The sequence below is a fragment of the Fluviicola chungangensis genome (assembly GCF_007558725.1).
In the GTDB taxonomy this organism is placed as follows: Bacteria; Bacteroidota; Bacteroidia; order Flavobacteriales_D; family Crocinitomicaceae; genus Fluviicola; species Fluviicola chungangensis.
In genome coordinates, this window is the sequence record NZ_VLPL01000003.1 from 163,510 (window position 1) to 188,548 (window position 25,039).

Sequence of the window (25,039 nt, forward strand, 5' to 3'; positions counted from 1 at the left end):
ATGATCATAAAATTAATCATAGTCGTTGCGTTATTCGCAATCACATTGGGGATCGCAGCTTATCTGACTCTGATGGAGCGAAAAGTTGCTGCCTGGATGCAGGACCGTATCGGGCCGGACAGAGCGGGACCATTCGGTTTACTTCAACCATTGGCTGATGGTGGAAAAATGTTCTTCAAAGAAGATTTCCGTCCAACGAATGCCGATAAGTGGTTGTTCATCATCGGACCGGGAATTGCCATGTTTACTTCACTCATTACGGGGGCAGTGATTCCATGGGCGCCGGCAATACAAATGGCAACGGAGAGCATTGCAATCCAGGTTGCAGATGTGAATATTGGAATCCTCTTTATCATGGGAGCAGTTTCCATCGGAGTTTACGGGATCATGATCGGAGGTTGGGCTTCCAACAATAAGTTTGCCTTATTCGGAGCAATCCGCGCGAGTTCTCAAATGATCTCTTACGAATTGGCAATGGGAGTTTCCGTGATCACGATCGTGATGATGACGGGTTCATTGAGTTTGAATAAGATTGTTGATATGCAGCATGGTTTCTGGCAGGACGGGTGGTTCTCCTGGAATGTATTCAAGCAACCGATTTGTTTTGTCGTATTCTTAATTACAGCATTGGCTGAATGTAACCGTGCTCCGTTCGATTTACCGGAATGTGAATCCGAATTGATCGGTGGTTACCACACAGAATACGGTGCCATGAAATTAGGGTTCTTCTTATTTGCTGAATACGTGAACATGTTCATTTCTTGTGCGGTAATCTCGGCATTGTTCTTCGGAGGATACAACTTCCCTGGAATGGATCATTTCTCAGGACTTACTTTGACAATCCTTGGAGGTTTGGTTTTCTTCGCGAAAACATTCTTCTTCATCTTCGTATTTATGTGGATCCGTTGGACTTTACCGCGTTTCCGTTACGATCAATTGATGCACATCGGTTGGAAAAAAATGATTCCGCTGGCATTGATCAACTTACTAATTACCGGAGTGGTGATTGCCTACACAGAGGGCTGGTTCTCCAAGAATAAGGACAGCGAATCTGCAAGCAATGCGAAAGTAGAACAACCATTGGGTGTAAATACATCCCTTGAAAAGACGAAAACCGGAAATAGCTTATAAATATTCGAATGGAAAGTTTATCAAATCGTAAAAAAGTTGTTTCGAACAAGAAGATGACCTTCATGGAGAAACTGTACTTCCCGGCAATCCTGGGAGGTATGTGGATCACATTCAAGCATCTTTTTAAGAAACACAATACCGTGAAGTACCCGGAAGTAAAACGCGAGTTTGCTCCCGTTTATCGCGGACAGCACGTATTGAAGCGTGACGAAGAGGGAAGAGAGAATTGTACTGCTTGCGGATTATGTGCAGTTGCATGCCCGGCAGAGGCCATTACCATGACTTCCGAAGAACGTAAAAAAGGCGAAGAACACTTGTATAGAGAAGAAAAGTACGCTGCTACATATGAAATCAATATGTTGCGTTGCATTTTCTGTGGATTATGTGAAGAAGCCTGTCCGAAGGAAGCTATTTTCCTGACTGATCGTCTCGTTCCTACTTATTTCGAGCGCAACGATTTCATTTATGGAAAAGACAAACTGGTAGAACCGGTTGATCAGCGTGTAGATATCAGTAAAAGACAATTAACCGGAAAAAGACCTGCGTAATGAGTTTAGACCTTATATTTTACATTTTGGGTGGATTGACGATCGGAACAGCTTTAATGGTTGTTTTAAGCAAACACCCGGTAAGAAGTGTGTTGTACCTCGTACTCACGTTCTTCCTGATCTCTGCAAATTACGTGATGATGAACGCGCAGTTTATTGCGATTGTAAACATCATTGTGTATGCCGGAGCCATTATGGTATTGTTCCTCTTCGTATTGATGTTGCTGAACCTGAACAAAGAAAACGAACCGAAACATTCATTATGGATGACTGTCGGTGCTATGATTGCCGGAGGTGGATTATTTCTGGTATTGGTTGCAGCCATGCGTGATGCAATTCTGGCAGCTCCTATGATCGACGAAAACTCCGAAAAAGTAGGGTTGGTTGAGAACCTGGGGCAAGTATTGTTTACGAAATACGTGCTTCCTTTTGAAGTTTCTTCCATTCTGTTCCTTGCTGCAATGGTGGGAGCAGTTCTTTTAGCAAAACGTGAAAAACAAACTATAGAGTAATATGTTATTAGCGACATTATTTGAATCAGGGGTAAAGATCGAACACTACATGGTACTTGCTACGGCATTGTTCGTGATCGGTGTATTCGGTGTGCTTTACAGAAAAAATGCAATCATTTTATTGATGTGCATTGAATTAATGCTCAACGCGGTGAATTTGTTACTTGTAGCGTTTTCTACTTATTTCGGACAGGCTGACGGACAATTATTCGTGTTCTTCATCATGGTCGTAGCAGCTGCTGAGGCTACTGTAGGTCTCTCGATTTTGGTATTACTTTACCGCAATACGCGTTCCACAGATATTCGATTGTTTAATAAATTAAAGAACTAAGAAACATGTCGGTATCACAATTACTACCTCTGATTTTATTGCTTCCGTTGATCGGGGCATTTATTAACGGGACCATCGGGAAATCACTTTCGAAAGTGATGGTCGGGACAATCGCGACCGGCGTCATGGCCATTTCGTTTGTTTTGGCTGTCATGGCTTTTATGAGCGTTCAGCACAGCGAACCGGTAACCGTTCATTTGTTCACCATGATCAAAACGAGTTCGTTCTCGTTGAATGCGCGCCTGTTTGCAGATAACTTGTCCCTGTGGATGACCCTGATCGTAACTGGTGTCGGGACATTGATCCACTTGTTCTCTATGGGATATATGAAGCACGATGCAGGATATTATAAGTTCTTTACTTACCTGAATCTCTTCATCTTTTCCATGCTGACATTGGTTCTTGGAAGTAACTACTTCATGTTGTTCTTCGGATGGGAAGGTGTTGGAATTTGTTCGTATTTATTAATCGGGTTCTGGTACCAGGATTTCAAAAACACATTGGCTGCAAGAAAAGCATTCATCATGAACCGGATCGGGGATTTGGGTCTTTTGATCGGGTTGTTTTTGATCCTTGGAAAATTCGGGACACTGGAATATGCAGAAGTGGCAAAAGCGGTAATGACAGAAGGATTCGAAATTTCTGAAATGCTGATCTTCGGAATTACGATCTGTTTATTTATCGGTGCAACTGGAAAATCAGCACAAATACCATTGTTTACCTGGTTGCCGGATGCGATGGCGGGACCAACTCCGGTTTCAGCTTTGATCCACGCAGCTACGATGGTAACAGCGGGTATTTTTTTAACGGTTCGTTCAAACTTCCTTTACGAATTGGAGGGGGCACATGTGGTGAAGGAAATCATTCTATACGTCGGTTTGGCAACTTCGATCATTGCGGCATTCATTGCCATGCGCCAGAATGACATCAAAAAAGTATTGGCTTATTCAACTGTTTCGCAATTGGGAATGTTGTTCGTAGCATTGGGAATGGGAGCTTATACGGCTGCTATGTTCCATGTGACCACACATGCTTTCTTTAAAGCACTGTTGTTCCTGGGTTCAGGAAGTGTGATCCACGCGATGTCTGACGAACAGGATATCCGTAAAATGGGTGGACTTCGCAAGAAGATCCCGGTAACACACATGACCTTTCTGATCGGTACTTTGGCAATTTCGGGGATTCCGTTCCTATCCGGTTTCTATTCGAAGGATGAAATTATTGGCCATTCATTTGAATCACATAAATTCGTCTACTTTGCTTTAATGTTCAGTTCAGCATTGACTGCAATTTACATGTTCCGCCTCTACTTCGTTACTTTCTACGGAAAATTCAGAGGAACACACGAACAGGAACACCATTTGCACGAAGGTCCAGCATCCATGACCTTACCATTGATTATTTTGGCAATTCTTTCTGTTTTCGGTGGATTGTTGAATTTACCGGGAGTTTTCTTACACAAAGGAACACATTGGTTGTCTCATTACTATGCACACAATGTAGCAGGACCTGGAGTCGCTGTTGGCGAACATGGTGATCCGAATACAACGTTAATGCTGATGATTGTTGCCGGAGCAATGGCCGTTGTAATTGCCGGGATTACGTATACAATTTACGTTACTAAAAACAGTATTCCGAAAGAAGACGACCAATTGAAAGGCTGGGAGAAAGCTTCTGCAATGAAATTATACTTCGACGAGATTTACGATTTCCTATTCGTGAAACCGGTTCTTTGGCTTTCGGAAAAAGGGGCACATTACTTTGAAGGAGCCTTTTTACACCGTGGAGTGGTGAGCATCGGAAAAGTGATTGGAAAATCAGGTGACCTGGTGCGAAAAATTCAAACAGGAAGAACCGATAACTACCTTCTATGGATGGTAAGCGGAATCATCGGGTTAATTGTTTATTACATTATCTATTATAAAAACTAATACGTGGAACTACTTTTATTTATACTACCCCTTTTCTTTGCGCTATCGGTATTGATTATCCCGAAACAAGGAGTTCGGGCATACGGAATTATCGGTTCGCTTGCCGTTTTAGGTGTTGTAATAGCATGTATGATGCAGTACAACAACGATGGAACAACACACTATTTTGTAAATAAACCATGGCTTGCAGGAATTACCTTAAGCTTCGGATACGATGGAATTTCCTTGCTGATGTTGTTATTGACAGCGGTATTGGTTCCCCTGATCCTGGTTTCCAACTTCAAAAATGAATTGGCCGAGAACCGGTTGTTTACAAGCATGGTTTTCTTCATGCAGTTGGGCTTGATCGGAGTATTTATTTCAATGGATGGATTGTGGTTCTACATTTTCTGGGAAATTACCTTAATCCCGATTTTCTTAATTTCCTGGTGGTTCGGTGCTCCGGAAAGAAAAGCGGCATTGATGAAGTTCTTCATCTACACCTTCGTAGGATCCCTTGCCATGCTGGCTGCTTTGATCGGTATCAAAGTAAATGCACCTACGTTCTACATTGAAGATTTGAAAGCAGTTACGTTTACGTGTAAAACAGCTTGCTGGTTAGCAATGGGCTTCTTCCTGGCATTCGCTGTTAAGATCCCGATTTTCCCGTTCCACACGTGGCAGCCTGATACCTATACGAAGTCTCCGATGGCCGGAACAATGTTGCTATCGGGGATCATGCTGAAAATGGCACTATACGGAATGATTCGCTGGATGATTCCATTATTCCCGGAAGCGGTAGCTTGTCTTCAGTGGCCGGTAATTATTTTGGCGACAATCGGAGTTGTTTACGGGGCAATTATTGCAATCAAACAAAAAGACATGAAGCGTGTATTCGCATTTGCTTCCATGTCTCACGTCGGATTAATTGCTGCTGCAATCATGGTTTGGGATTTTGATGCATTATCCGGAAGTATGGTTCAGATAGTAAACCACGGTTTGGTGGCTGTTGGATTGTTCTTAGCGGTTGAAATTATCGAGCGCAGAACAGGTACCAGAAACCTGGCTGATTTGGGAGGATTTGCGAAACAAGCCCCGAAATTTGCATTTTGGTTTGCAGCATTGGCTTTTGCTTCTGTTTCGGTTCCATTAACAAGCGGGTTCATCGGGGAGTTTTTGATGCTGAAAGGATTGGTTCAGTTTGATATGATCGCAGGAATTGTTGCAGGGACAACCTTAATACTTGGAGCAGTTTACACCTTCAGAGCTTATCAGCTGAGTATGTACGGTCCGGTAACAAGGGATCAGTTTGCAGATCTGCATTGGTCAGAATTAGTTGTTTTGGCAATTATCATCCTTGCAGTAGTGATCTTGGGAGTTTACCCGGCATTGATCACGGATTTCGTAAATCCAAGTTTAAAAGTAGTTTTAGAAACCCTCTCAACACCTTCAGGTTTATAATATGGATGCATTATTAATTGTTTTTGCCAGTGGATTGATTTCCTTATTTGCTGCTTTTGCGAAGAAACCGTGGTTAGTTGTTGGCTCTGCTATGGCTGGTCTGTTGGCTGCTATTATAGTGATTATCGGTCAGCTTCAAACAGGGAAGGCATTTTTTGATTTCCTGACGTATGAAGGACTGGCTTTTGATGAATTCGCATTACTCTTTAGCTTAGCAATCTGCGTTTTGTCTTTATTGATCATTGGTATCGGATACGAACGATTTAAGGAAAACCCGGTTCATACGGGAGAGTATGTTGGTTTATTGCTATTCTCCGCAACAGGGGCAATGATCATGACTGCATATACGGATATGTTTATGTTCTTCCTGGGATTGGAAATCCTTTCCATTCCGATTTATGTCATGGCGGGAAGTAACAAAACGGACGTGCGTTCTTCTGAAGCATCTTTGAAGTATTTCCTGACGGGTTCATTTGCAACCGGTATTTTCTTGTTTGGTTTGGCCTGGGTTTATGGGGCAACCGGAACATTTAAGTTACAGGAGATTCAAATGAGAATCACGGAAATGGATACCCTAAGTCCGATTTTGATGATCGGGGTCTTATTGATCATGGCTTCGTTTGTCTTCAAAGTGGGAGCAGCACCGTTCCATTTCTGGAGTCCGGATGTATATGACGGGGCACCACCGGCTGTAACCGGATTTATGGCTTCTGTTGTGAAGATTGCCGCATTCTATGCATTCCTGAAGATGTTTGCAATTTGCTTCGGACAGGGAGAATTATTCCTGTTCTGGAAGGATGCTTTAATTGTAATGATTATCATCACGTTATTTGTCGGTAATTTATCTGCTCTGCGTCAGGTAAGATTCAAGCGTTTGTTGGCTTATTCTTCTATCACCCATGTAGGGTATACCCTGATTCTTTTTGTGTCTCAAGTGGATTACTTTTTCACTGCAGGATTCTTGTGGTTCTACATGTTCGCATACGGCTTCTCCATCGTAGGAATTATTGCCGTTGCAATTGCAGTCAATGATCCGGAAGACCGAATCGATGGATTGAAAGGACTCGGCAAGAGAAATCCGTTCCTGGCAGTTGTCGGAATCGTTGCTTTGCTGTCATTGGCAGGAATTCCACCAACATCCGGTTTCTTTGCAAAATATATTTTATTTTCTGCCGCATGGAAAAGTGCTTCCTGGTTAGTGATCATTGCATTGATCAATTCCGGGATCAGTATCTACTATTATTTGAAAGTGATTGTTGCAATTGCTTCTCCGGCTGAGGAAACAACCGAAAAAATCAAGTTGTCTCCGTTGACGGTTGTTGTTTTGACAATTGCACTGGTTGGGATGCTTGGATTTAGCTTTATTCTTCCGTTGCTTAATTAGAAGATTCCAATTTTTCTTAAAATACTAGCTATGCTTCGAAATTCACGCCATTTTTGTGCTATGTTTTTGAAGTATAGCTTTTTTTTATTTTCCCTTCTGAACGTATTCCAGTCTTCTGCACAATTGATAGAGAATACAAAAGGTGTCGCATTTACGGATATTCCATTCTTTAATACCCAGTTTGTAAAGAGAAGTAAGATCAAGGAAATTCACGGAAAATTTACCTTCAAGAAACAGGGAGATATCATGCGTGAGTCAGATTATGTATACGTTTTCAACTTTGATACGCTGGGAAACCTGGTGAGACATTACCAAACTTCGAGAGGAGATCAGGTAACGGACACGAATGTGCGTTTCTATGATTACACCACGGATGGAAGGATCGTAAGGAAACGGATCAGCCAGAAAAGAGGATTTCTCTCCACGTATTATACCTACAATTCCGAAGGGCAAATTGTGAAGGAGGAAGTTTACAGGGACATTGATACGATGAACAGCATTCTGAAGCCGGCGATCGAACGCAGTTTGCTGTGGAATACGGAGACAATGGAGTACCAATTGTACCAGGGACAATACAAGAAGAAAGTGTTTAACAGCTATGGAAATCAATACCTGGAGGTCACCAAATACAAGGATAGTTTGGGGTATTTGGCGCGTGAGGAAGAGTTGTTTACCATTACGGGAAACCGGCTTACCACCAAATACAGTTATTCGGATAAAGGATTGATCGAAAAGGTTTCCGTTTATAAAAACACGGATTCGGTTCCAACTTCCGAATCCCGTTATACATATGACATCTTTGGGAATCTGCAGTCAAAGTTGGTTTACAAGGATGGAGTGTTTGTCACGGAATATCAAATTGTTTACAGTGGTGTGACGGGGTTATTGTATTCGATTATTATGCGGGAAGTGAGCAATAATTTCATCTCGATCATCCGTTTCTCAGAGCCTAAATTTTGGGATAAACCCTGAACTTACATAGAATCATAAAGAATAGTACAAATAGAATTATTCCAAATCCAATCATTCGTGAGTACTATGTGAATCTTTTCTGCGGGATTTATTTAAAATACGATCTTGCTAACTTCAATCTGCGGAATCAGTAAATCTGCAGGAGATTAAAAACGAATCAATCCTGTGAGCAATAATAAAAAATCCCTTCCACCGTAGCAGAAGGGACTTTCATTATATATGTGTCTTGGTTGCTTTACAATTGTCCGTCTGAATGGTATACACCACCTTTGTATACTTTCACCTTCAGAAGGATTCCGTCACTGTCGTAGACATATACTTTACCATCCCAAAGTGCGCCGTTCTTGAATTCTCCGTCTTGCCAGATTTCTCCGTCACTGTTATATACTTTGTTGTAACCGTTAGGAGACCATTTGACCCCTTGTGTTTTCGGTGTTCCGTTGATCGCAGGAGCTTTTTCCTTGGATTGTCCCGGATCTTTCACTTTTACCATCGGATTAACAGGATCCTTCACTTCGGATTTTGTCTGGTTTCCTGAAGCGTCGTAATACGAAATTTCTTTTATATCCCCATTTTCATAGTAGCGCACAGCTTTTCCAGAAATTACCCCGTTATTGGAATCGTACTCATATTCCAACTGTCCATTCGGATAGTAATAACGGATCTTACCGTTCTCTTTTCCGATTTCATTGTATTTTCCCTGGTAAGAAGGCTGTCCGTTTTCGTAATAACGGATCAACGAATCTTTGTAAATGTTTTTCTCGAAATTCCCTCTTTCTTTCGGTTGACCATTTGCCCAGTAGCGGGTAAACTGACCTTTCGGGCGGTTGTTTTCGTAATTTCCTTTAAGAGAAGGAGTCATGCCATCGGTGTGGTACTTAATCCAAATGCCTTCTTTGCGGTCATCAACATACTTTCCTTCCTCTACTTTACCGTTTGCGGGAACACCAGAGTCCGGACGGTCTTTACCGTAGTAAATCCACTTGCCTTGTTTTCTACCTTTTTCATCTGTAACATTCAGCTTGCCATCTTGATCCGTTGTTGGAGATGCTTTAGCAGTCATAAGCAGTGACAGGAAAAAAACAATGAGTCCGACTTGTTTATACTTCCACATGTTTTGAATTAGTTTTGTAGCGCATTCTAAAGATAGAATTATTTTGTTATAGTTGCCTAAATACATACAAAATTTCGCTGAAGTGCTTTTTTTTTTCGATTAACAATGAATAGTTTGATTTTTTTCGATCAAAATCAAAGATTTTTTAACATTTCAGAGGTAGTTTTATCTAAATCATAACGTTCTCTCCAGCCCCAATTTTCACGCGCATATGAATCATCGATGGATGCAGGCCAGGAATCAGCGATGGCTTGCCGGAAATCAGGTTCGTAGCTCACTGTGAATGAAGGAATTACTTTTTGAATGCTTTCAAATATTTGTTTCGGAGTGAAACTTAAAGCAGAAAGGTTGTAGCTTGAACGAACCTTCACCTGCTCGGCAGGAGCTTCCATCAATTCAATGGTAGCACGGATTGCATCGTCCATAAACATCATCGGAAGAGCCGTATCTTCTTTCAGGAAGCAGGTGAAATGCTCTCCTGCCTTTGCTTTATAATAAATATCAACGGCATAATCTGTTGTACCTCCGCCTGGTAAACTCTTATAAGAGATCAATCCGGGGTAACGGATACTTCGAACGTCCACTCCGAACTTATTATAATAATATTCGCACCATCTTTCACCGGCCTGTTTTGAAATTCCATAAACCGTACTTGGTTCCATAACCGTATATTGCGGTGTATTGAATCGGGGAGTTGTGGGCCCGAAAACCGCTATGGATGAAGGCCAGAATATTTTTGAAATATGCCCTTCTTTTGCAAGGTCCAGGATAATGAACAAGCTTTCCATGTTTAATTTCCACGCAAAATCCGGATTCTTCTCTGCTGTGGCTGAAAGTAAAGCGGCAAGCAAATAAACGTCGGAGAATTGTTGTTCAATAATATAGGAGCGAACCAACTCCTTGTTCAGGGCGTCTAAGCGGATGTATGGCCCGTTTGAAAGATTCTCAGGACATTCCTCTTTTAAATCGGCAGCAACAACATTCTGAGCACCGAATTTGTCTCTCAATGCAAGTACCAATTCAGTACCGATTTGTCCGCAGGAACCTAAAACCAGAATTTTTTTCATGGGGTGCGATTTGAGCGCAAATATACTTTTTTTTCCATGCAATGAAAGTGTTCACTTTCGGTTAAAAACTGACAATTCTCATTTTTTATAAGTCTTTTTGTCGGTAATTTTGCGTAACTTTCAGGTACTATGTGGTTGGAATTGATGATAAAACTGATGTGGGTGCTTATCCGAAAACCCGAGTGAACTTTTGTTCATTTTATGATCGAATTGTTAAAAAATAATATAAATAAACATGCCTTTTTACTATAATTTGGGGAAAATTCCCCCTAAAAGACATACTCAGTTCCGAAAGGATTCCGGTGATTTATACTACGAACAATTGTTCGGAACGGAAGGATTTCATGGTTTTTCGTCGTTGTTGTATCACGTACACCGGCCTACCATGGTAAAATCTGTCAGAGAATTGAAAGATTTGACACCTATTCCGGCAGTCAATAAGAATATCACTTCACGCATGCTGAAAGGATACAATGTGGCTCCGAAAGATGATTTTTTAGAGTCGCGTGAGATCGTTTTGTTTAATAATGACCTGAACATTGCACTGGCAGCACCTAAAAAATCCATGCAAACGTATTTTTATAAAAATGCAGATGCAGACGAGGTGATTTTCATTCACGAAGGAAGCGGGAAATTGAGAACCATGCTGGGGAATATTCCGTTCAGCTATGGCGATTACCTGGTTATTCCACGCGGAATGATTTACCAGATCGAATTTGATACGGAGAAGAACCGATTGTTCATCGTAGAGTCATTTTCTCCGGTTTTAACCCCACGTAATTACCGCAATCATTTCGGGCAATTATTGGAACACTCACCTTTCTGTGAACGGGATTTCAGGGGTCCGACAGAGTTGGAAACGCATGATGAATTGGGAACATTTATCCTCAAGATCAAAAAGGAAAACATGCTGCATGAATTGGAGTATGCTTCACATCCTTTTGACGTTGTAGGCTGGGACGGGTACAATTTCCCGTACGCTTTTTCCATTCATGACTTTGAACCAATTACCGGGCGCGTGCATTTACCTCCTCCGATCCACCAGACTTTCGAAGGCCATAATTTTGTTATTTGTTCGTTTGTGCCTCGTTTGTATGATTATCATCCGCTTTCTATTCCTGCCCCATACAATCACAGCAATATCGATTCGGATGAGTTGTTGTATTACGTGGATGGTGACTTTATGAGCAGGAATCATGTCGAGAAGGGCTACATTTCGTTGCATCCTGGAGGTATTCCTCACGGACCACATCCGGGAGCATACGAAAGAAGTATCGGACAAAAAGAGACCAAGGAATTGGCGGTAATGGTAGACACGTTTAAACCTTTGAAATTAACTCAGGCTGCTGTCGATATGGAAGATAACACCTATGCGACAAGCTGGCTTGACAAATAATATTATCTCCCCTCTGCTGGAGCTAAAGCGCAAGCATAAGGGGGGAGAATAGTTGAAACATTTAAAAAAATAGTATGAGTAACGAAATTAAAAACGTAGAATACGGATTAGAGAAAATTTTTGAAGGCGCGCAAGATTTTTTGCCTTTGCTGGGAACGGATTATGTAGAGTTTTATGTGGGGAATGCGAAACAAGCGGCACATTTCTATAAAACCGCCTTTGGTTTCCAGGATTTGGCTTATGCCGGATTAGAGACCGGGATGAAGGATCGTGCATCCTACGTGCTGAAGCAGGATAAAATCAGGATCGTATTAACCACGGCATTAAAGAGTGATTCGCCGATTGGGGAACACGTAAAAAAGCATGGTGACGGAGTAAAAGTGATTGCGCTTTGGGTCGAAGATGCCAGAAAATCATATGAGGAAACGACCAAAAGAGGTGCGAAGTCATATTTTGAACCTATGGTTGAATCGGATGAGCACGGAGAAGTCGTTCGTTCCGGAATTTACGGAGCATACGGTGAGACGGTTTTTGTATTCGTTGAACGCAAAAACTACAAGGGTATTTTTATGCCGGGATACGTAGAGCATAAAACGGATTACAATCCTGCTCCGGTTGGATTGAAGTTCATCGACCACATGGTTGGAAATACGGGCTGGAACAGAATGAACGAGGCGGTAAAATGGTTCGAAGACATCATGGGATTCGTAAATTTCCTATCCTTCGATGACAAACAAATCACCACAGAATATTCTGCTTTGATGTCAAAAGTGATGTCGAACGGGAATGGACGGATTAAATTCCCGATCAACGAACCGGCGGAAGGTAAAAAGCGGTCTCAAATCGAGGAATACATTGACTTTTATGAAGGAGAAGGCGTTCAACACCTTGCGGTGGCAACAGACGACATCATCAAAACGGTAGCAGATATGCGCTCCCGCGGGGTTGAGTTCCTTTCAACACCTCCGCAGGCGTATTATGATGCCATTCCGGAGCGTTTGAAAGACCACATGTCGAAATTCAAAGAAGATATCAACGAATTGCAAAAATTGGGAATCATGATTGATGCGGATGACGAAGGTTATTTGCTGCAGATTTTCACTAAGCCTGTGGAAGATCGTCCGACTGTTTTCTTCGAGGTCATTCAACGAATGGGAGCTAAAGGATTTGGAGCAGGAAACTTTAAAGCACTGTTTGAATCGATTGAAAGAGAACAGGAGAAACGTGGAACGTTGTAAGAGACTTTAGACTTGAGACAAAAGATAAAAGACTCAAGACAGATCCATTAAAATTAAAAACCTCGACAATCCATTCAATTGGAGTCGAGTTTTTATTTTAACTATAAATCTGTCTTAAGTCTCGAGTCTAAAGTCTTAATATCTTAAAGTCCTGGTATCCAATCAGCCGATCATCACACCTTTTCCGCCTAATTTTGGAATCGTAGTCATGTTTTTTTCGTTGATGGTTTCCGGAAGAAAGATAAAGCGCTTGTCATACATCACATCATCGACCCAAAAAGAGACCCAATACTCATTCGTAAGGCCAAACACTTCTTCCATAATCGGTTCGATTTTCGCAGCTTCATTTGGCAGAAGCACTTCCAGGGAATGACGCAAAGTAGACGTTTTGATCTTCTCACCGGTATTTACATCTTCGCCATAACCGCGGCTTGTAATGATGATTCCCTCCATGATATCATCACGCAGGTTCAAAAGATACACGTAATGCTGTGTTCCGCCCTCTTCATTGATTTCGGGAACGACAACAACTTTTACATTTTCTACTACCGGGCCTTTTAATTCTTCACGCATTCTTCAACCAATTTTGGATTGCAAAGGTAATAAAAAGCTACGGCTTTTGAGGACAGAGTTGCAATCAAGCATTGGAAGAGCCGGAGTATGTTGTTTTCCGGCGAAGGGATTTTCCGGATTACTTGTGTTCGAATTCGTAAATGTCAAAAATCTCTTCCAGGTGATGTTTGTTGGTTTGATTGAATGTCGCATTCAGGGTATTCAGAATGTTGTTGCCGGGCGCAGAAAAATTACTTGCTGCATCCACCAGGACAATGTGTTTCCGGGACTTGTAATCCAGACCCTCCAAACCATTGATGCAGTATACGGATCGCTCATTCAGTTTCTTTTGGATCAATTCTGTGTCGGGAAACTGGAATAAATGGCGGTCATAGTAATAAATAAAGTTGAGTGAGAAGTGAACTGGGGCCACCAAAACCAAGGTGTTGTTACCTTCCAGCTGTTTAACCAATTGAACGGTTTCACGGACTTCACGCTTGTTGGTTTTATTCGGTTTGACCGTCACAAGAAACAACAGACAGATCAGGCCCGGAATTAGAAGCCTGAATTTCGGATGGTGTATCACAAAATCGGCTGAAACAGCAACCATTAAAGGAAAACCGATGGAAAGGAACATCAGGTAACGGTCCAGGAACATGGGGATTCGGAAGGAAATCACGAACATGAACAGGAATGGGAGATAAAACCAGCAAAATATCAGCCGGGTTGCCATGCGTGCAGGATTTTTTCTGCGTTTCAAAATTAAAAGAACAAAACCGGCTACCATTGTCATAATGGTAAATACAGCCGTCACAGGAGCGTTACTAAAAGCACGAAGCATTTCATAAAGTTCGCTGATTCCGCTTGGAGGTGATACCCAGGTTCCTCCGGCAGCACTTGAAAAACGACTTAAAATAAGCCACATATACGGCGAATAAGTCACCAGCATTACACCGCTAAAAAGCAACAGGAATTTGTAGTAATCTTTTAACAATCTGGGTTGAAAAAGAATAAAGAAAAACTGGATGAACAGGATGAAGAATCCGAAAAAGTGCGTATAAATCAACAAGGTGTTTGCCAGGAAGAACCAAAAAAAATTCCGGAAATTCCGGTTTTTCGAATGGATGATTTCCAGGTAATGAAACATAGAAACGGCGGTTAGAAACCCCATGAGTGCATAGGCCCTTGCTTCATGTGCGAAAATAACCTGATAGGTCGAGAAGGTGAAAATAATCGAAGCAATAACTGCTACACGCAGATTGAAGAAACGCAACCCGATTCGGTAAACAAACAATACTGTGAAAGAGCTGAAAATGAGTGAGGGAATCCGCACAGAGATTTCCGAAATACCGAAGTATTTGATCCAGTAATGTAAAAGAAGGAAATGAAGTGGCGGATTGTTTTCCTGCTGAAAAATTGAAAATAAATTGCTGAGTGACTGCTGTGAATGATACACACTGAACGGTTCGTCTCCGCCAAGCGAATTGGATCCAAGAAAAAGTCCTTTCAGGACCAACCCCAAAAGAATGAAAAAGAGCGGAAGATAATACCTGGTATAGTTACTGCGCGTGATCATTGCTTCATTGTTCGTCCGGTTTGGGACGTGAAGTTAATCATTTGTCTTCACCGGCAATTTCCCTTCCCATGCGAATGTATTCGAACAGATCGGAAGGATGCCCGATTTTCTCTTGATTTTCTTTGGTATTTGCCGTTTCCAGGATTTTAGGATCGGTATCCGGTGCGCGTTTGTGACCGGTTCGCACAATGATCAATTGTTCATCCGGGATTGAAATGATGTACTGTCCTTTAATTCCGCGGCAATAATAAACCGGATGCCCATTGCTGACATAGGTCCAGATATGCAATCCGTAACGCGTGTTCGGAACACCTTCTTCCGTTGTCATAACCGGATTTTTGACCATTTCATCAAAATAAGCGGCAGGGATTATTTGTTTGCCATTCCATTTACCATGATGGATCAATAATTTTCCGATGCGTGCAAAATCACGTGTGGTGCTGTACAAACAGCAAAATGCTTTTTCATCACCATTTTTTTTATCCAGACTCCAAAAGGCGTTCGACACAGCACCGATGGGTTGCCATAGTCTTTCGGAAGCGTACTGGGATAAGTCCTTACCGGTAGCCTTTTCAAGGATGAAAGCAAGTAACTGAGAATTCCCGCTTTGGTAGATAAATTCTTTCCCGGGAGCCCGTTCCACATGCTGGCGCGTCACCAATCCTCTTAAATCCCATCCATAATAGGATTCTGCATTTTCAGACAAAGGATTTTTCCCGCTTTCCGTCCAATCCAGCCCGGAAGACATGGCAAGCAAGTGCCGAATCGTAATTTTTTCCTTTCCTTTCCCGGTAAATTCAGGGATATACTTGTAAACAGGTTCGTCCAGGCTTTTGATATCACCGTCTTCCAGCGCCATTCCAATGAGTATACTTACTACCGTTTTTGCAGCAGAAAACGAATTGGACACGGTTTCCGGATGATGTTCGTCCCAATAATGCTCGTAAATTACTTGGTTGTTTTTGACAACCAGGAAAGACGATGTGCGCCAGGTATCCATGTATTTGAGATCTTCCTTGCTAAGTCGTTCCCCCTGAGGTAAGTTGAAACTCCACGGTTCGCCTTTCTTCGGAGCTTCAACCGTTGCATTGTAAAATTTATTCAGATCGTAGATCGTAGGAGAGGTTTCACCTTGCAAATAGGTGTAATAAATTCCCTTGTAGAGGTAAAAACGACCACTTAAAAGGATAAAAATATTGACGGATAAAAATAGGATCAAGACAAACCAACCAGTTCGTTTTAACCATTTGAGCAGGGTGCGTTTCATGACTAATGTGCGTAAGTGAATCCGAATTGGGAGGCTAGTTTTTCTTTTAGGAGGCCTTTTACTTCCTGCATATCGATAGCTCTACCAAGTTCCTGTTGCAAGGAAGTTACAGATTTATCTTCAATTCCGCAAGGGACGATGTGAGAAAAATAAGAAAGATTTGAATTGATGTTGAAACCGATCCCGTGCATAGTTACCCAGCGGGACGATTTGACACCCATTGCACAAATTTTTCGGGCAGTTGGCAAAGCCGGATCAATCCATACACCGGTAAACCCTTGTGATCGTTCTCCTTTGATCCCATAATGAGCCAATACCTGGATAACTGCTTCTTCCAGGTAACGCATGTATTTATGAATGTCCGTAAAAAAATAATCGAGGTCCAAAAGCGGGTAAGCAACCAATTGTCCGGGTCCGTGGTAGGTAATATCTCCTCCGCGGTTGATTTTGTAAAACTTCGCTTGGTGTTCTTCCAGTCCCTGTTCGTTCAGAAGCAAATGATCTTCCGTACCACTTTTCCCTAGGGTAAACACATGCGGATGTTCACAGAATAACAAGTGATTTTTGGTCTCTTCCGAACTGGTTTCATTCCTGCGTTCGATTTTCAGGGCAATGGTTTCCCCAAAGAGCTTTTCCTGATAATCCCAGGCTTCCTGATAATCGATCAGCCCCAAATCCTGAAAGTGAACCTTTGGTAACATCTTATTAGCCGTTGTTTCTGTTTTTGTATTGATTATTTGTTCAAAATAGATGTTTTAAACATCTTTTCAATTTTACATTTTCAATTCTCAATTAAACTTGAACCTTTTTATTTTAGAACTCCAAATATACGAAAGGTTGGAATGAATTGGAAGCTGCCTGGTACAGGATGACTACGAAAATAGCAATGATTAACATTTGCAGGACATAATGGGTTTTTACGAAACTGGCTACCATAAAATCTTTCCATTTCTGAGGCATCCAATGCAGGAAGAAACCTAAGAGCATGATCAGAAGCGCCGGATAGTACGTGTTTATTAGTAAATGGAATGTTTCCCATTTATAGTCGGTAAAATGATGGAAAATTCTGTCGAGCATGTTTTCCGGTGCACCTTCTGTTTTTAATCGGAACCAGATGCGTGTAAACGTAATGAAATTGAATGTCAGCAAGATCTTCCAGAAATGCACGATCCACCAGGAACTCTTTTCATAAGGAGAAACTTTTTTCCAGTGATTGTAAAGAACCAAAGCCAACCCGTTCATGGCTCCCCAGATGACAAAATTTTGAGAAGCTCCGTGCCATAATCCACCGAGAATCATCGTAATTAACAAGTTCAAATCCCGATACATGAAAGTTTTTACTTGCGGACTGATGAGAATGGCGATTCCGTACAAACTCATTAAACCAACATATACGAAAATCAGTTCAAACCAGCCGGTAATGAAGATCAGGAAAACGAAAATGACGATAATGGCAATGAACGTCCCGATAGTTCCTCTTTTGTTCCCTCCGAGAGGAATGTATAAGTAATCCCGCAACCAGGATCCAAGTGATTTGTGCCATCTTCGCCAGAAATCTGCAACACTGTTTGCTTTGTAAGGAGAATTGAAGTTCGGCAGGAGTTCGAAGCCCATCAGTTTGGAAATTCCGATTGCAATGTCGGTATAGCCTGAGAAATCCCCGTAAATCTGCAGGGAATATCCCCACATGGCAATCACACTCCAGTAGCCCGGATATGGATCCGGGTTGTCTACTATGGCGTTGATAAAATGAGTCGCAATGAAATCCGCCAATACGATTTTTTTGAAAAGCCCTTTCATGATCAGAAAGACCGCCTCACTGAATTCTTGTTGGCTTAGTTTGAATTTCTGGTAGATTTGTGGAATGAAATCGCGCGCACGGACAATAGGTCCCATAAGTACATGCGGAAAGTAGGTTACGTAGAACGAATAATCCCAGAAGTTCTTCACCGGTTCAATTTCCTTCCGGTAAATATCGACCACATAGCTGATGGATTGGAAGGTAAAGAAACTCACTCCGGCCGGAAGCATGATGTGGGTTTCGAATGTATATTCACCGAAAATGTTGTTTCCTATTTGAGCGAAGTAATTCCAGACTTCATGCTTTGTATGGAACATCTTATTGAAAGACTCTGTAAAAAAGAGCGCATATTTAAAGAATCCCAGGAAAAATAAATTAAAAACTGCGGAAAGCGCAATGATCCATTTTCGTCCCAATTTACTTTCAGTCCGGAAAATCCATTTGCCCAGGAAGAAATTGACGATTACGGAAAGTACAAGAAGTGTTACAAAGAAACCCGAAGTTTTAAAATACAGGAACAAACTGGCAAGTGTAATAAACATACTGCGCACCAGTTGATGTTTATGCAGGAAACTAAACAGCACCATGAATACCAGGAAGAAAATCCAAAAATCCAGCCGGTTAAATGCCAGATCATCAGCTGACATATGTGTGAAACTAAAAATGCGGTGCAACGATTCCATATAGGGGTTAAAACGATTTTAATTGATGTATTTTCTTTTTTCCATTTGTTGGAGCCATTTTTCAAAGGCATCGATAAACAGGTCCGCTTTTAAGTGATAGCCCGACGCTGTAAAATGGACCAAATCTCCCCGCATCAGCCCATTTCCTTTCCAAATGCGTGATGAGCCCAATTCCCCCATGATTCCGTAAAAATCCCACACGGGACATTCGTATTTTTTTGCCAGTTCAATGATGACATCGCGTTCGCGGGCAACGTTTTTGTTGAGGTATTTCTTCTTGTAACCGGCGTCATTCGGAACCGTGAGCAGAATGGCGCATTCCGGGTTGGCCGCCAATACTTTCCGGATCATGGCTTCCAGGTTATTCTTATACACCTCCGGATTGAATGAACTGTAAGGAACGTTGGCATCATTGGTCCCGACAGAAAATGCAAAGAAATCAGGCGGGGATTCCTTTAATTGTTCTTCGAAGTTCTTATTGGCGAGATAGGTATATAAGCCTGCGCCGTTAATTCCAATGGCAGTGTAAGAAATTCCCGGATAAGCGTTGCCTAATTGAAATGCGTTGAGTTGCAGATTGTATGGTCCGGCGATCAATCGCGTGAATTGGAGGTTGAATGTGTCTACCGGATCAGTAAAGATTGTTTCCGTGTAACCCAGGGTCTCATTCCGGAATTTATTGACGATCAGAATCTCATCCGGTCCGAAATTCAATTCATAAGGAAATGGTCCTTTGTTGTGGTATACACGCAATCGTGTAAATCCCGGTTTGACATCCGTTTTGTCGTAGTTGAACTTGATTTCTACAATGGAATCGGGAGTTTCGACTATAGCTCCCAATAACCCGAAGTCAATTCCTTCCGGGCGGTGGTAACTCACGCTTCGGTAAGTGTGCCAGTTATTTTTGGAGTGGAATTCGTAATTCCAGGGATTATTGGTATTTGCGAGATCGAAGGGGAAAATTAATCCGCGTTCTCCCGGAAGGTCCAGCCAATGCGTTTGCAAATATGTCCGGATATCGTGTGTATAAACATCCGCCTGGAGGTGCGATCCACCGATGTGATAAAAGTTCAATTTACAATTTTTATCATTCACCATGTTTCTGAAATCCTGGAAAAGATGCTCCCAATTGGCACTTTGGGGGCTGTAGAACCGAAAGCAGTTGGTTTCAAAACGGATAAAAGGGTATTGGTGTTTTAAATTCGTATCGAGGTGATGGAAATGGGGATAAATGTAAGTGTCCAGCGGAGTTTTATCACGCAGGATCTCCACTTGCGACTGACCGGTGCAGGCAATAAGAGAGGCAATTAATAATGCGGTATAAAAACTAAACTTCATCCAGTATTTCATTTGAGCAACGAACATGCCATTTTATTGAGTCCTTTGTTTCCATTTGACATATTCAGCTGCAAAGGCATCAAAGAAAAGCTGAGATGCAATACTTGCACCCCGGTTCGTGAAATGGATGTAATCATTTCCGGCTAATCCTTTTTCGACCCAACTAGGCATGGAATTTTCTCCGCCCATTGCACTGAAAAGATCCCAATAACATGCCCCGACGTCTTTTGAAACGCGTGTCATTTCCTGTACCAGGAACGGAAGCATTTTATAAGTTACACGCCCGTTTGCGGCTTGCATAGACATATCACTCGGTCCGATTACAATGATTGAAGCAGAAGGACGGAGTTTTTTCAGGGTATGCAATTGTCCTTTGAATTGCTTCGCATACCTGCGCACCGATGAAGAATCACTCATATAAGGAACGCCATTTCCTCCGAATTGCATAATGACCATTTCCACATTCAAGTCAGCATACATTTTCGATGCAGAATTGTGATCGATCTTTCCAAAAAAAGTACCACTTGAACCCCGCATTCCGATATTATCTACAAATACTCCGTAATCACTTTCCAGGGAGAACCCGATAATCGTGGGACTGACGGTTGACGAGAATTCATAACGCAATTTCCCCGGTGTAGAAGGAAATTCGAGCGAAAGAACATGGTATTTTCCATCGTTTTCCAGGCTGTCTTCGTGAACCAATGTCGTTCCGTTATAGACTTTGATTTTACATGGTTTGAAACAGCTGGTGTAGAACATTTTCGCATGGTTGTACGTTCTGGCACGTGAATAAGCCGTTTTTGTGGGTTCAATTTCAATAAAAGCTTCCTTAAGAGTGGTGGAAGCGGACATTTGCACACTGTCCATTTCCGGAGTAAACCTGGCCGCCGTATTCATGGAACCGTATTTCCGTGATTTCAGACTGGTACCGCCAAAAGCGGTATAACGGCTAAAATTGGGAGAGCAGGTTTGCTTGAAGGTAATGGTATTGTATTCGTTTTTGGCTGGAATTGTTCCCGGTCCGAATCCACCGAATTGCGTTTGCAAGCGTTGACGAATATAAGAAGTCATCCTATCACCTTCAATTTGGGAATCTCCGTAATGCAGGACACGCACTTTTTTTCCCTTTGCTGCACCATCTAATTTTTCGAAGAACGCATGAAGGGCCTCTTGTCCTTTTTCATTGAATTGAAGGCTGGTAGCAGCTTCCGCAGTTAATGTCCCGCCGGTAGGTGCGCCCATTTTCCCATCAGATTCAAAGGTGTTTTTGATGGTCGTGTCTGCTGCAATATCTTCTACATTTACAGTATCAACCTTTACAATTTCGGTAATATCTTTCTTTTCTACCGGTTTAGGTGGTGTCAGGGCGTCATTAAAAGTTAGGAAACGAACATCCATACCAAAAAGATCAATAGTATCACCCTTAACCAAAAAACTAATACCACTCAATAATACCAGGATTCCGGCAAGGTAAATAAGAACATGAAAAGGTTGTAATTGCTTCACTTACGTCAAAATTGTGCTACAAAATTAATCCAAATTGGGAATAGACCAATGTTTGTTTATTATCTGTAAGGAATTGAAGATTATTTGATGTATTAATGTGGGTTGCATCCCGATAGCTAACGGAATTGCGATATTGTGAACAGGCTAATATTTATAAGGCTTTCAGAAGTTTTTTGGCATTCTGGGGATAAGTGTAAGATTATCCACCACTTACCATGGTAATTATTAATTGGCTATAAAATCCTTCCGAAAATTCCAGGATTCATTTCATGACTATTCGTAACTTTAAGTTATGGAACAGTACACAAACGAACTCATTCATGAAAGTAGCCTGTATTTGCAACAGCATGCCCACAACCCGGTAAACTGGGTTCCCTGGTCGAAGGAAGCTTTTGAAAGAGCCGAAAAAGAACGGAAATTGGTACTTGTTTCTGTTGGGTATTCTGCTTGTCACTGGTGTCATGTGATGGAACACGAATGTTTCGAAGATGAAGAGGTGGCAGCATTGATGAATAAACATTTTGTTTGTATCAAGGTCGACAGGGAAGAACGCCCTGACGTGGACCAGGTGTATATGACTGCTGTGCAATTAATGACACAACGCGGCGGATGGCCGTTAAACTGTTTCACGATTCCGAATGGGCAGCCGATTTACGGTGGAACGTATTTTCCAAAAGAGCAATGGATGCATGTGCTGAAATCTCTGAATCACACCTATATATCTGAACCGGAAAAAGTATTGGAATACGCAAAAGAACTTTCGGATGGTGTGCACCAATCTGATCTGATTGCAGTGGCAGAACCTGTAAAGCCTTTTCCGGAAGATAAATTATGGGAATTGGTTCGAAGATGGCAGCCTCGCATGGATATGGTGGAAGGTGGTCCGACCACGGCACCGAAATTTCCGCTTCCAAGCAACCTGGAGTTTTTATTGCACTACGGAATCCTGGAGAAAGAAGAAGGAGTTCAAAAATACGTACATCTGACCTTGCACAAAATGGCATTCGGTGGAATTTACGATCAAGTTGGCGGTGGTTTTTCGCGATATTCAGTTGATTTGTTGTGGAAAATCCCTCATTTTGAGAAAATGTTATACGATAACGGGCAATTGCTGAGTGTATATGCAGAAGCTTATTCTCACACCAAAATTCCGGAATACAAACGAGTCTTGGATCAAACGCTCGGCTGGCTCGAACGCGAAATGAAAAGTGAAGAGGGCGGATTATTTGCTGCTCAGGATGCCGATTCGGAAGGAGTGGAAGGAAAATATTATGTGTGGACAAAAGAAGAGATTGATACGGCTTTGGGCGAAAATGCGTCCTGGTTTTGGAAATTTTACAATCCGGGAAATAAAGGATATTGGGAGCATCAACAATGGGTTTTACTGAGAAATGAAACCTGGGAAGCGTTTTGTAAGAACAATCCATCCATTGATGCGACAAAGATCCAAGAACAATTGGATACCTTGTTGCATATCCGAAAAAAACGCATTGCCCCGGTTACGGATACCAAATGTCTGACGGCCTGGAATGCATTAACCATCACCGGATTACTCGAAGCATTCAAAGCGACGGAAGATCAGGCTTACTTGAAACTGGCCTTGCAAATTGCTAAATGGATCCGGAAATACCAAACAACTGCTGATTTTCAGTTACTTCATACCCGCCAAAACGGACGTTCGTTCATCACCGGATTTTTGGACGATTATGCCACAACGATTCAGGCATTTCTTTCACTGTATCAAATTACAGCAGATGAAGAAGATCTGAATTTTGCCAAAGAACGATGCAATTATACTTTGCAGCATTTCTACGATGAGGTATCGGGTATGTTCTATTTTACCGCAGATAATCACGACCTGATTGCCCGGAAAATGGAAATCAATGACAATGTCATTCCGGCAACAAACAGTATCATGGCAAATAACCTGCTCACGCTTTCCTTGTTGACCGACAACCTGGATTACGAAGCAAAATCCAAACAATTACTGCAAAATGTGATCGATGGAATGGAGCAATACGGTTCCGGATATTCCAATTGGGCGCTCTTGTTACTGCGGTTCCAAAAAGAAGTGCGTTTGTTGACAATCCCGAAAACTGCTGATTGGAATGTGTTTAGAAAGCAAAGTTCACCGTTTTTACTGGTGCGTTATACCAACGATACTGAAGCAACGGTGTGCGCTGCAGGTTTGTGTTCGATCCCGATGGTGCATGTGCGGGAAGTAGAAGATTATTTGGAGAATTTGAATTAACTAGCAGCACATTTATCGACAAATCCCACTAGATAATTGAGGGCACGCGATGAATCGCGTGCCCTCAGAACAGATTAACGGGTATCATTTTAGTTCTTCTTTTCTTCCGTTTTCAACATTTCGGGAGCTTTAATTTTAAATTGCTCCAGTCTCGGTTGTGAAACTGCCTGCACATATCCGTTGTTCGGATTACGGCATTCAAAGTTTTGATGGTATTCTTCCGCCTTGTAAAAAGCTGTGAATTTGACCACCTCTGTGGTGATTCTTGGGAATTTCTTTTCTTTCAGCAAATGCTCAATATACGCTTTTGCATGATCGCGTTCGTAATTAGTTTGGTAGAAAATAGCCGAGCGATATTGCGTTCCGGCATCCGGGCCCTGGCGATTCAACGTGGTCGGATCATGGGAATCGTAAAAGACTTTCAAAAGGTCATCGTAGGAAATAACGGTAGAATCGTAATAAATTTTCACAGTTTCAGCATGTCCGGTAGTTCCGGTGCATACTTCTTCGTAGGTCGGATTTTCGACATGTCCGCCCGAATACCCGCTTTCCACTTCGGCCACTCCTTTTACGGATTCGTAAATAGCTTCGACACACCAAAAACAACCGCTTCCGAAGTAAGCAACCTGGTAGTTGGATAATTGGGCAGGAGTTTTTGAAAGTTTGTCCGCTTCGGCAGTTTTGGTTTTCTGACCACATGCACTCACGGAGATCAGCATAACAATTAAGGAGAAAATGAACTGTTTCATAGATAATTTTTCTCAAGTTACGACAGACTTCTATTTCCGGTTTTATTCCTCCCTGTTTTTAACCTTTATTAAGTTTGTAATTTTATTCTCTCACTAAGGCTCAAAAGGCTTTGACGAAGTCGAAGCATAAGCTCCAAAGCTAAAATCTGCGAAATCAGCGAGATCTGCGGGTGAAAAAATTCCAGTTGCAATTTAAAGCTCCGGGAATTTAAATAAGACAAATAATTGAGCCAGAAACAACAAAAAAAA

Annotated in this window: 21 protein-coding genes; 11 read left to right on the top strand and 10 right to left on the bottom strand. The window is 41.9% G+C overall.

What is annotated here, in order from left to right:
* The 8 genes from nuoH to FO442_RS07090 are packed head-to-tail and all read left to right on the top strand — an operon-like array spanning window position 1 to window position 8,249.
* Window positions 1-1,131 (top strand): NADH-quinone oxidoreductase subunit NuoH, encoded by a 1,131-nt coding sequence (nuoH, locus tag FO442_RS07055; protein WP_144332463.1) that lies wholly within the window; start codon window positions 1-3, stop codon window positions 1,129-1,131.
* 8 nt (window positions 1,132-1,139) lie between these two features.
* Window positions 1,140-1,679, top strand: a complete 540-nt coding sequence (locus FO442_RS07060) for a NuoI/complex I 23 kDa subunit family protein (protein WP_144332464.1) — start codon at window positions 1,140-1,142, stop codon at window positions 1,677-1,679.
* Complete coding sequence (locus FO442_RS07065; RefSeq protein ID WP_144332465.1) at window positions 1,679-2,191, top strand: NADH-quinone oxidoreductase subunit J family protein; 513 nt, start codon at window positions 1,679-1,681, stop codon at window positions 2,189-2,191. The genes FO442_RS07060 and FO442_RS07065 overlap by 1 nt, the downstream gene beginning before the upstream one ends.
* A gap of 1 nt (window position 2,192) precedes the next feature.
* The gene (nuoK, locus tag FO442_RS07070; protein WP_144332466.1) at window positions 2,193-2,522 is read left to right on the top strand and encodes an NADH-quinone oxidoreductase subunit NuoK; all 330 of its coding nucleotides are present in this window, start codon (window positions 2,193-2,195) and stop codon (window positions 2,520-2,522) included.
* A 5-nt stretch (window positions 2,523-2,527) separates the two neighbouring features.
* A complete protein-coding gene (gene nuoL, locus FO442_RS07075; RefSeq protein ID WP_144332467.1) occupies window positions 2,528-4,453 on the top strand; it encodes an NADH-quinone oxidoreductase subunit L in 1,926 nt (641 codons plus the stop codon).
* Window positions 4,454-4,456: 3 nt separating this feature from the next.
* Window positions 4,457-5,893 carry a complex I subunit 4 family protein gene (locus FO442_RS07080; protein ID WP_144332468.1) on the top strand — a complete coding sequence of 479 codons (1,437 nt, stop codon included), beginning with the start codon at window positions 4,457-4,459 and terminating at the stop codon, window positions 5,891-5,893.
* A 1-nt stretch (window position 5,894) separates the two neighbouring features.
* Window positions 5,895-7,277 (top strand): NADH-quinone oxidoreductase subunit N, encoded by a 1,383-nt coding sequence (locus tag FO442_RS07085; RefSeq protein ID WP_144332469.1) that lies wholly within the window; start codon window positions 5,895-5,897, stop codon window positions 7,275-7,277.
* A 30-nt stretch (window positions 7,278-7,307) separates the two neighbouring features.
* Window positions 7,308-8,249, top strand: a complete 942-nt coding sequence (locus FO442_RS07090) for a hypothetical protein (RefSeq protein ID WP_144332470.1) — start codon at window positions 7,308-7,310, stop codon at window positions 8,247-8,249.
* Between the two features lie 235 nt (window positions 8,250-8,484).
* Here the strand turns inward: FO442_RS07090 and FO442_RS07095 are convergent, their stop codons facing one another.
* Window positions 8,485-9,363, bottom strand: coding sequence for a toxin-antitoxin system YwqK family antitoxin (locus FO442_RS07095; protein WP_186279964.1), 879 nt, complete (start codon window positions 9,361-9,363; stop codon window positions 8,485-8,487).
* 134 nt (window positions 9,364-9,497) lie between these two features.
* The gene (locus FO442_RS07100) at window positions 9,498-10,430 is read right to left on the bottom strand and encodes an NAD-dependent epimerase/dehydratase family protein (protein ID WP_144332472.1); all 933 of its coding nucleotides are present in this window, start codon (window positions 10,428-10,430) and stop codon (window positions 9,498-9,500) included.
* A 235-nt stretch (window positions 10,431-10,665) separates the two neighbouring features.
* On the opposite strand from FO442_RS07100, the gene FO442_RS07105 reads away from it, so the two are divergent.
* Together FO442_RS07105 and hppD are read left to right on the top strand one after the other, a co-directional pair.
* Window positions 10,666-11,826: a homogentisate 1,2-dioxygenase gene (locus tag FO442_RS07105; RefSeq protein WP_144332473.1), complete on the top strand. Its 1,161-nt coding sequence runs from the start codon at window positions 10,666-10,668 to the stop codon at window positions 11,824-11,826.
* Between the two features lie 74 nt (window positions 11,827-11,900).
* Window positions 11,901-13,064: a 4-hydroxyphenylpyruvate dioxygenase gene (hppD, locus tag FO442_RS07110; protein ID WP_144332474.1), complete on the top strand. Its 1,164-nt coding sequence runs from the start codon at window positions 11,901-11,903 to the stop codon at window positions 13,062-13,064.
* 162 nt (window positions 13,065-13,226) lie between these two features.
* Here hppD and FO442_RS07115 read toward each other — a convergent pair whose 3' ends face one another.
* The 7 genes from FO442_RS07115 to FO442_RS07145 form a co-directional block, all read right to left on the bottom strand.
* Window positions 13,227-13,637: a hypothetical protein gene (locus FO442_RS07115; protein ID WP_144332475.1), complete on the bottom strand. Its 411-nt coding sequence runs from the start codon at window positions 13,635-13,637 to the stop codon at window positions 13,227-13,229.
* Between the two features lie 118 nt (window positions 13,638-13,755).
* The gene (locus FO442_RS07120; protein WP_144332476.1) at window positions 13,756-15,192 is read right to left on the bottom strand and encodes a glycosyltransferase family 39 protein; all 1,437 of its coding nucleotides are present in this window, start codon (window positions 15,190-15,192) and stop codon (window positions 13,756-13,758) included.
* Window positions 15,193-15,229: 37 nt separating this feature from the next.
* Complete coding sequence (locus FO442_RS07125) at window positions 15,230-16,459, bottom strand: serine hydrolase domain-containing protein (protein WP_144332477.1); 1,230 nt, start codon at window positions 16,457-16,459, stop codon at window positions 15,230-15,232.
* A gap of 2 nt (window positions 16,460-16,461) precedes the next feature.
* Window positions 16,462-17,160 (bottom strand): lipoyl(octanoyl) transferase LipB, encoded by a 699-nt coding sequence (gene lipB / locus FO442_RS07130; protein WP_144332478.1) that lies wholly within the window; start codon window positions 17,158-17,160, stop codon window positions 16,462-16,464.
* A gap of 112 nt (window positions 17,161-17,272) precedes the next feature.
* Entirely contained in the window at window positions 17,273-18,907 is a 1,635-nt protein-coding gene (locus FO442_RS07135; RefSeq protein ID WP_186279966.1) for an MBOAT family O-acyltransferase, read from the bottom strand.
* Window positions 18,908-18,961: 54 nt separating this feature from the next.
* A complete protein-coding gene (locus FO442_RS07140; protein ID WP_186279968.1) occupies window positions 18,962-20,281 on the bottom strand; it encodes a GDSL-type esterase/lipase family protein in 1,320 nt (439 codons plus the stop codon).
* A 33-nt stretch (window positions 20,282-20,314) separates the two neighbouring features.
* The gene (locus FO442_RS07145; protein WP_144332481.1) at window positions 20,315-21,790 is read right to left on the bottom strand and encodes an SGNH/GDSL hydrolase family protein; all 1,476 of its coding nucleotides are present in this window, start codon (window positions 21,788-21,790) and stop codon (window positions 20,315-20,317) included.
* Window positions 21,791-22,082: 292 nt separating this feature from the next.
* On the opposite strand from FO442_RS07145, the gene FO442_RS07150 reads away from it, so the two are divergent.
* A complete protein-coding gene (locus FO442_RS07150) occupies window positions 22,083-24,041 on the top strand; it encodes a thioredoxin domain-containing protein (protein ID WP_144332482.1) in 1,959 nt (652 codons plus the stop codon).
* Window positions 24,042-24,130: 89 nt separating this feature from the next.
* On the opposite strand, the gene msrA is transcribed toward FO442_RS07150, so the two are convergent.
* Window positions 24,131-24,790, bottom strand: a complete 660-nt coding sequence (gene msrA / locus FO442_RS07155; protein ID WP_144332483.1) for a peptide-methionine (S)-S-oxide reductase MsrA — start codon at window positions 24,788-24,790, stop codon at window positions 24,131-24,133.
* Window positions 24,791-25,039: the final 249 nt, after the last annotated feature.

What these genes read in the sequence shown, in the direction of transcription:
- msrA (WP_144332483.1), bottom strand. Translation starts at nt 24,790, where the DNA reads ATGAAACAGTTCATTTTCTCCTTAATTGTTATGCTGATCTCCGTGAGT.
- hppD (WP_144332474.1), top strand. Translation starts at nt 11,901, where the DNA reads ATGAGTAACGAAATTAAAAACGTAGAATACGGATTAGAGAAAATTTTT.
- FO442_RS07115 (WP_144332475.1), bottom strand. Translation starts at nt 13,637, where the DNA reads ATGCGTGAAGAATTAAAAGGCCCGGTAGTAGAAAATGTAAAAGTTGTT.
- nuoH (WP_144332463.1), top strand. Translation starts at nt 1, where the DNA reads ATGATCATAAAATTAATCATAGTCGTTGCGTTATTCGCAATCACATTG.
- FO442_RS07135 (WP_186279966.1), bottom strand. Translation starts at nt 18,907, where the DNA reads ATGTCAGCTGATGATCTGGCATTTAACCGGCTGGATTTTTGGATTTTC.
- nuoL (WP_144332467.1), top strand. Translation starts at nt 2,528, where the DNA reads ATGTCGGTATCACAATTACTACCTCTGATTTTATTGCTTCCGTTGATC.
- FO442_RS07150 (WP_144332482.1), top strand. Translation starts at nt 22,083, where the DNA reads ATGGAACAGTACACAAACGAACTCATTCATGAAAGTAGCCTGTATTTG.
- FO442_RS07095 (WP_186279964.1), bottom strand. Translation starts at nt 9,363, where the DNA reads ATGTGGAAGTATAAACAAGTCGGACTCATTGTTTTTTTCCTGTCACTG.
- FO442_RS07060 (WP_144332464.1), top strand. Translation starts at nt 1,140, where the DNA reads ATGGAAAGTTTATCAAATCGTAAAAAAGTTGTTTCGAACAAGAAGATG.
- FO442_RS07065 (WP_144332465.1), top strand. Translation starts at nt 1,679, where the DNA reads ATGAGTTTAGACCTTATATTTTACATTTTGGGTGGATTGACGATCGGA.
- FO442_RS07085 (WP_144332469.1), top strand. Translation starts at nt 5,895, where the DNA reads ATGGATGCATTATTAATTGTTTTTGCCAGTGGATTGATTTCCTTATTT.
- FO442_RS07140 (WP_186279968.1), bottom strand. Translation starts at nt 20,281, where the DNA reads ATGAAGTTTAGTTTTTATACCGCATTATTAATTGCCTCTCTTATTGCC.
- FO442_RS07100 (WP_144332472.1), bottom strand. Translation starts at nt 10,430, where the DNA reads ATGAAAAAAATTCTGGTTTTAGGTTCCTGCGGACAAATCGGTACTGAA.
- FO442_RS07125 (WP_144332477.1), bottom strand. Translation starts at nt 16,459, where the DNA reads ATGAAACGCACCCTGCTCAAATGGTTAAAACGAACTGGTTGGTTTGTC.
- FO442_RS07105 (WP_144332473.1), top strand. Translation starts at nt 10,666, where the DNA reads ATGCCTTTTTACTATAATTTGGGGAAAATTCCCCCTAAAAGACATACT.
- nuoK (WP_144332466.1), top strand. Translation starts at nt 2,193, where the DNA reads ATGTTATTAGCGACATTATTTGAATCAGGGGTAAAGATCGAACACTAC.
- FO442_RS07120 (WP_144332476.1), bottom strand. Translation starts at nt 15,192, where the DNA reads ATGATCACGCGCAGTAACTATACCAGGTATTATCTTCCGCTCTTTTTC.
- FO442_RS07090 (WP_144332470.1), top strand. Translation starts at nt 7,308, where the DNA reads ATGCTTCGAAATTCACGCCATTTTTGTGCTATGTTTTTGAAGTATAGC.
- lipB (WP_144332478.1), bottom strand. Translation starts at nt 17,160, where the DNA reads ATGTTACCAAAGGTTCACTTTCAGGATTTGGGGCTGATCGATTATCAG.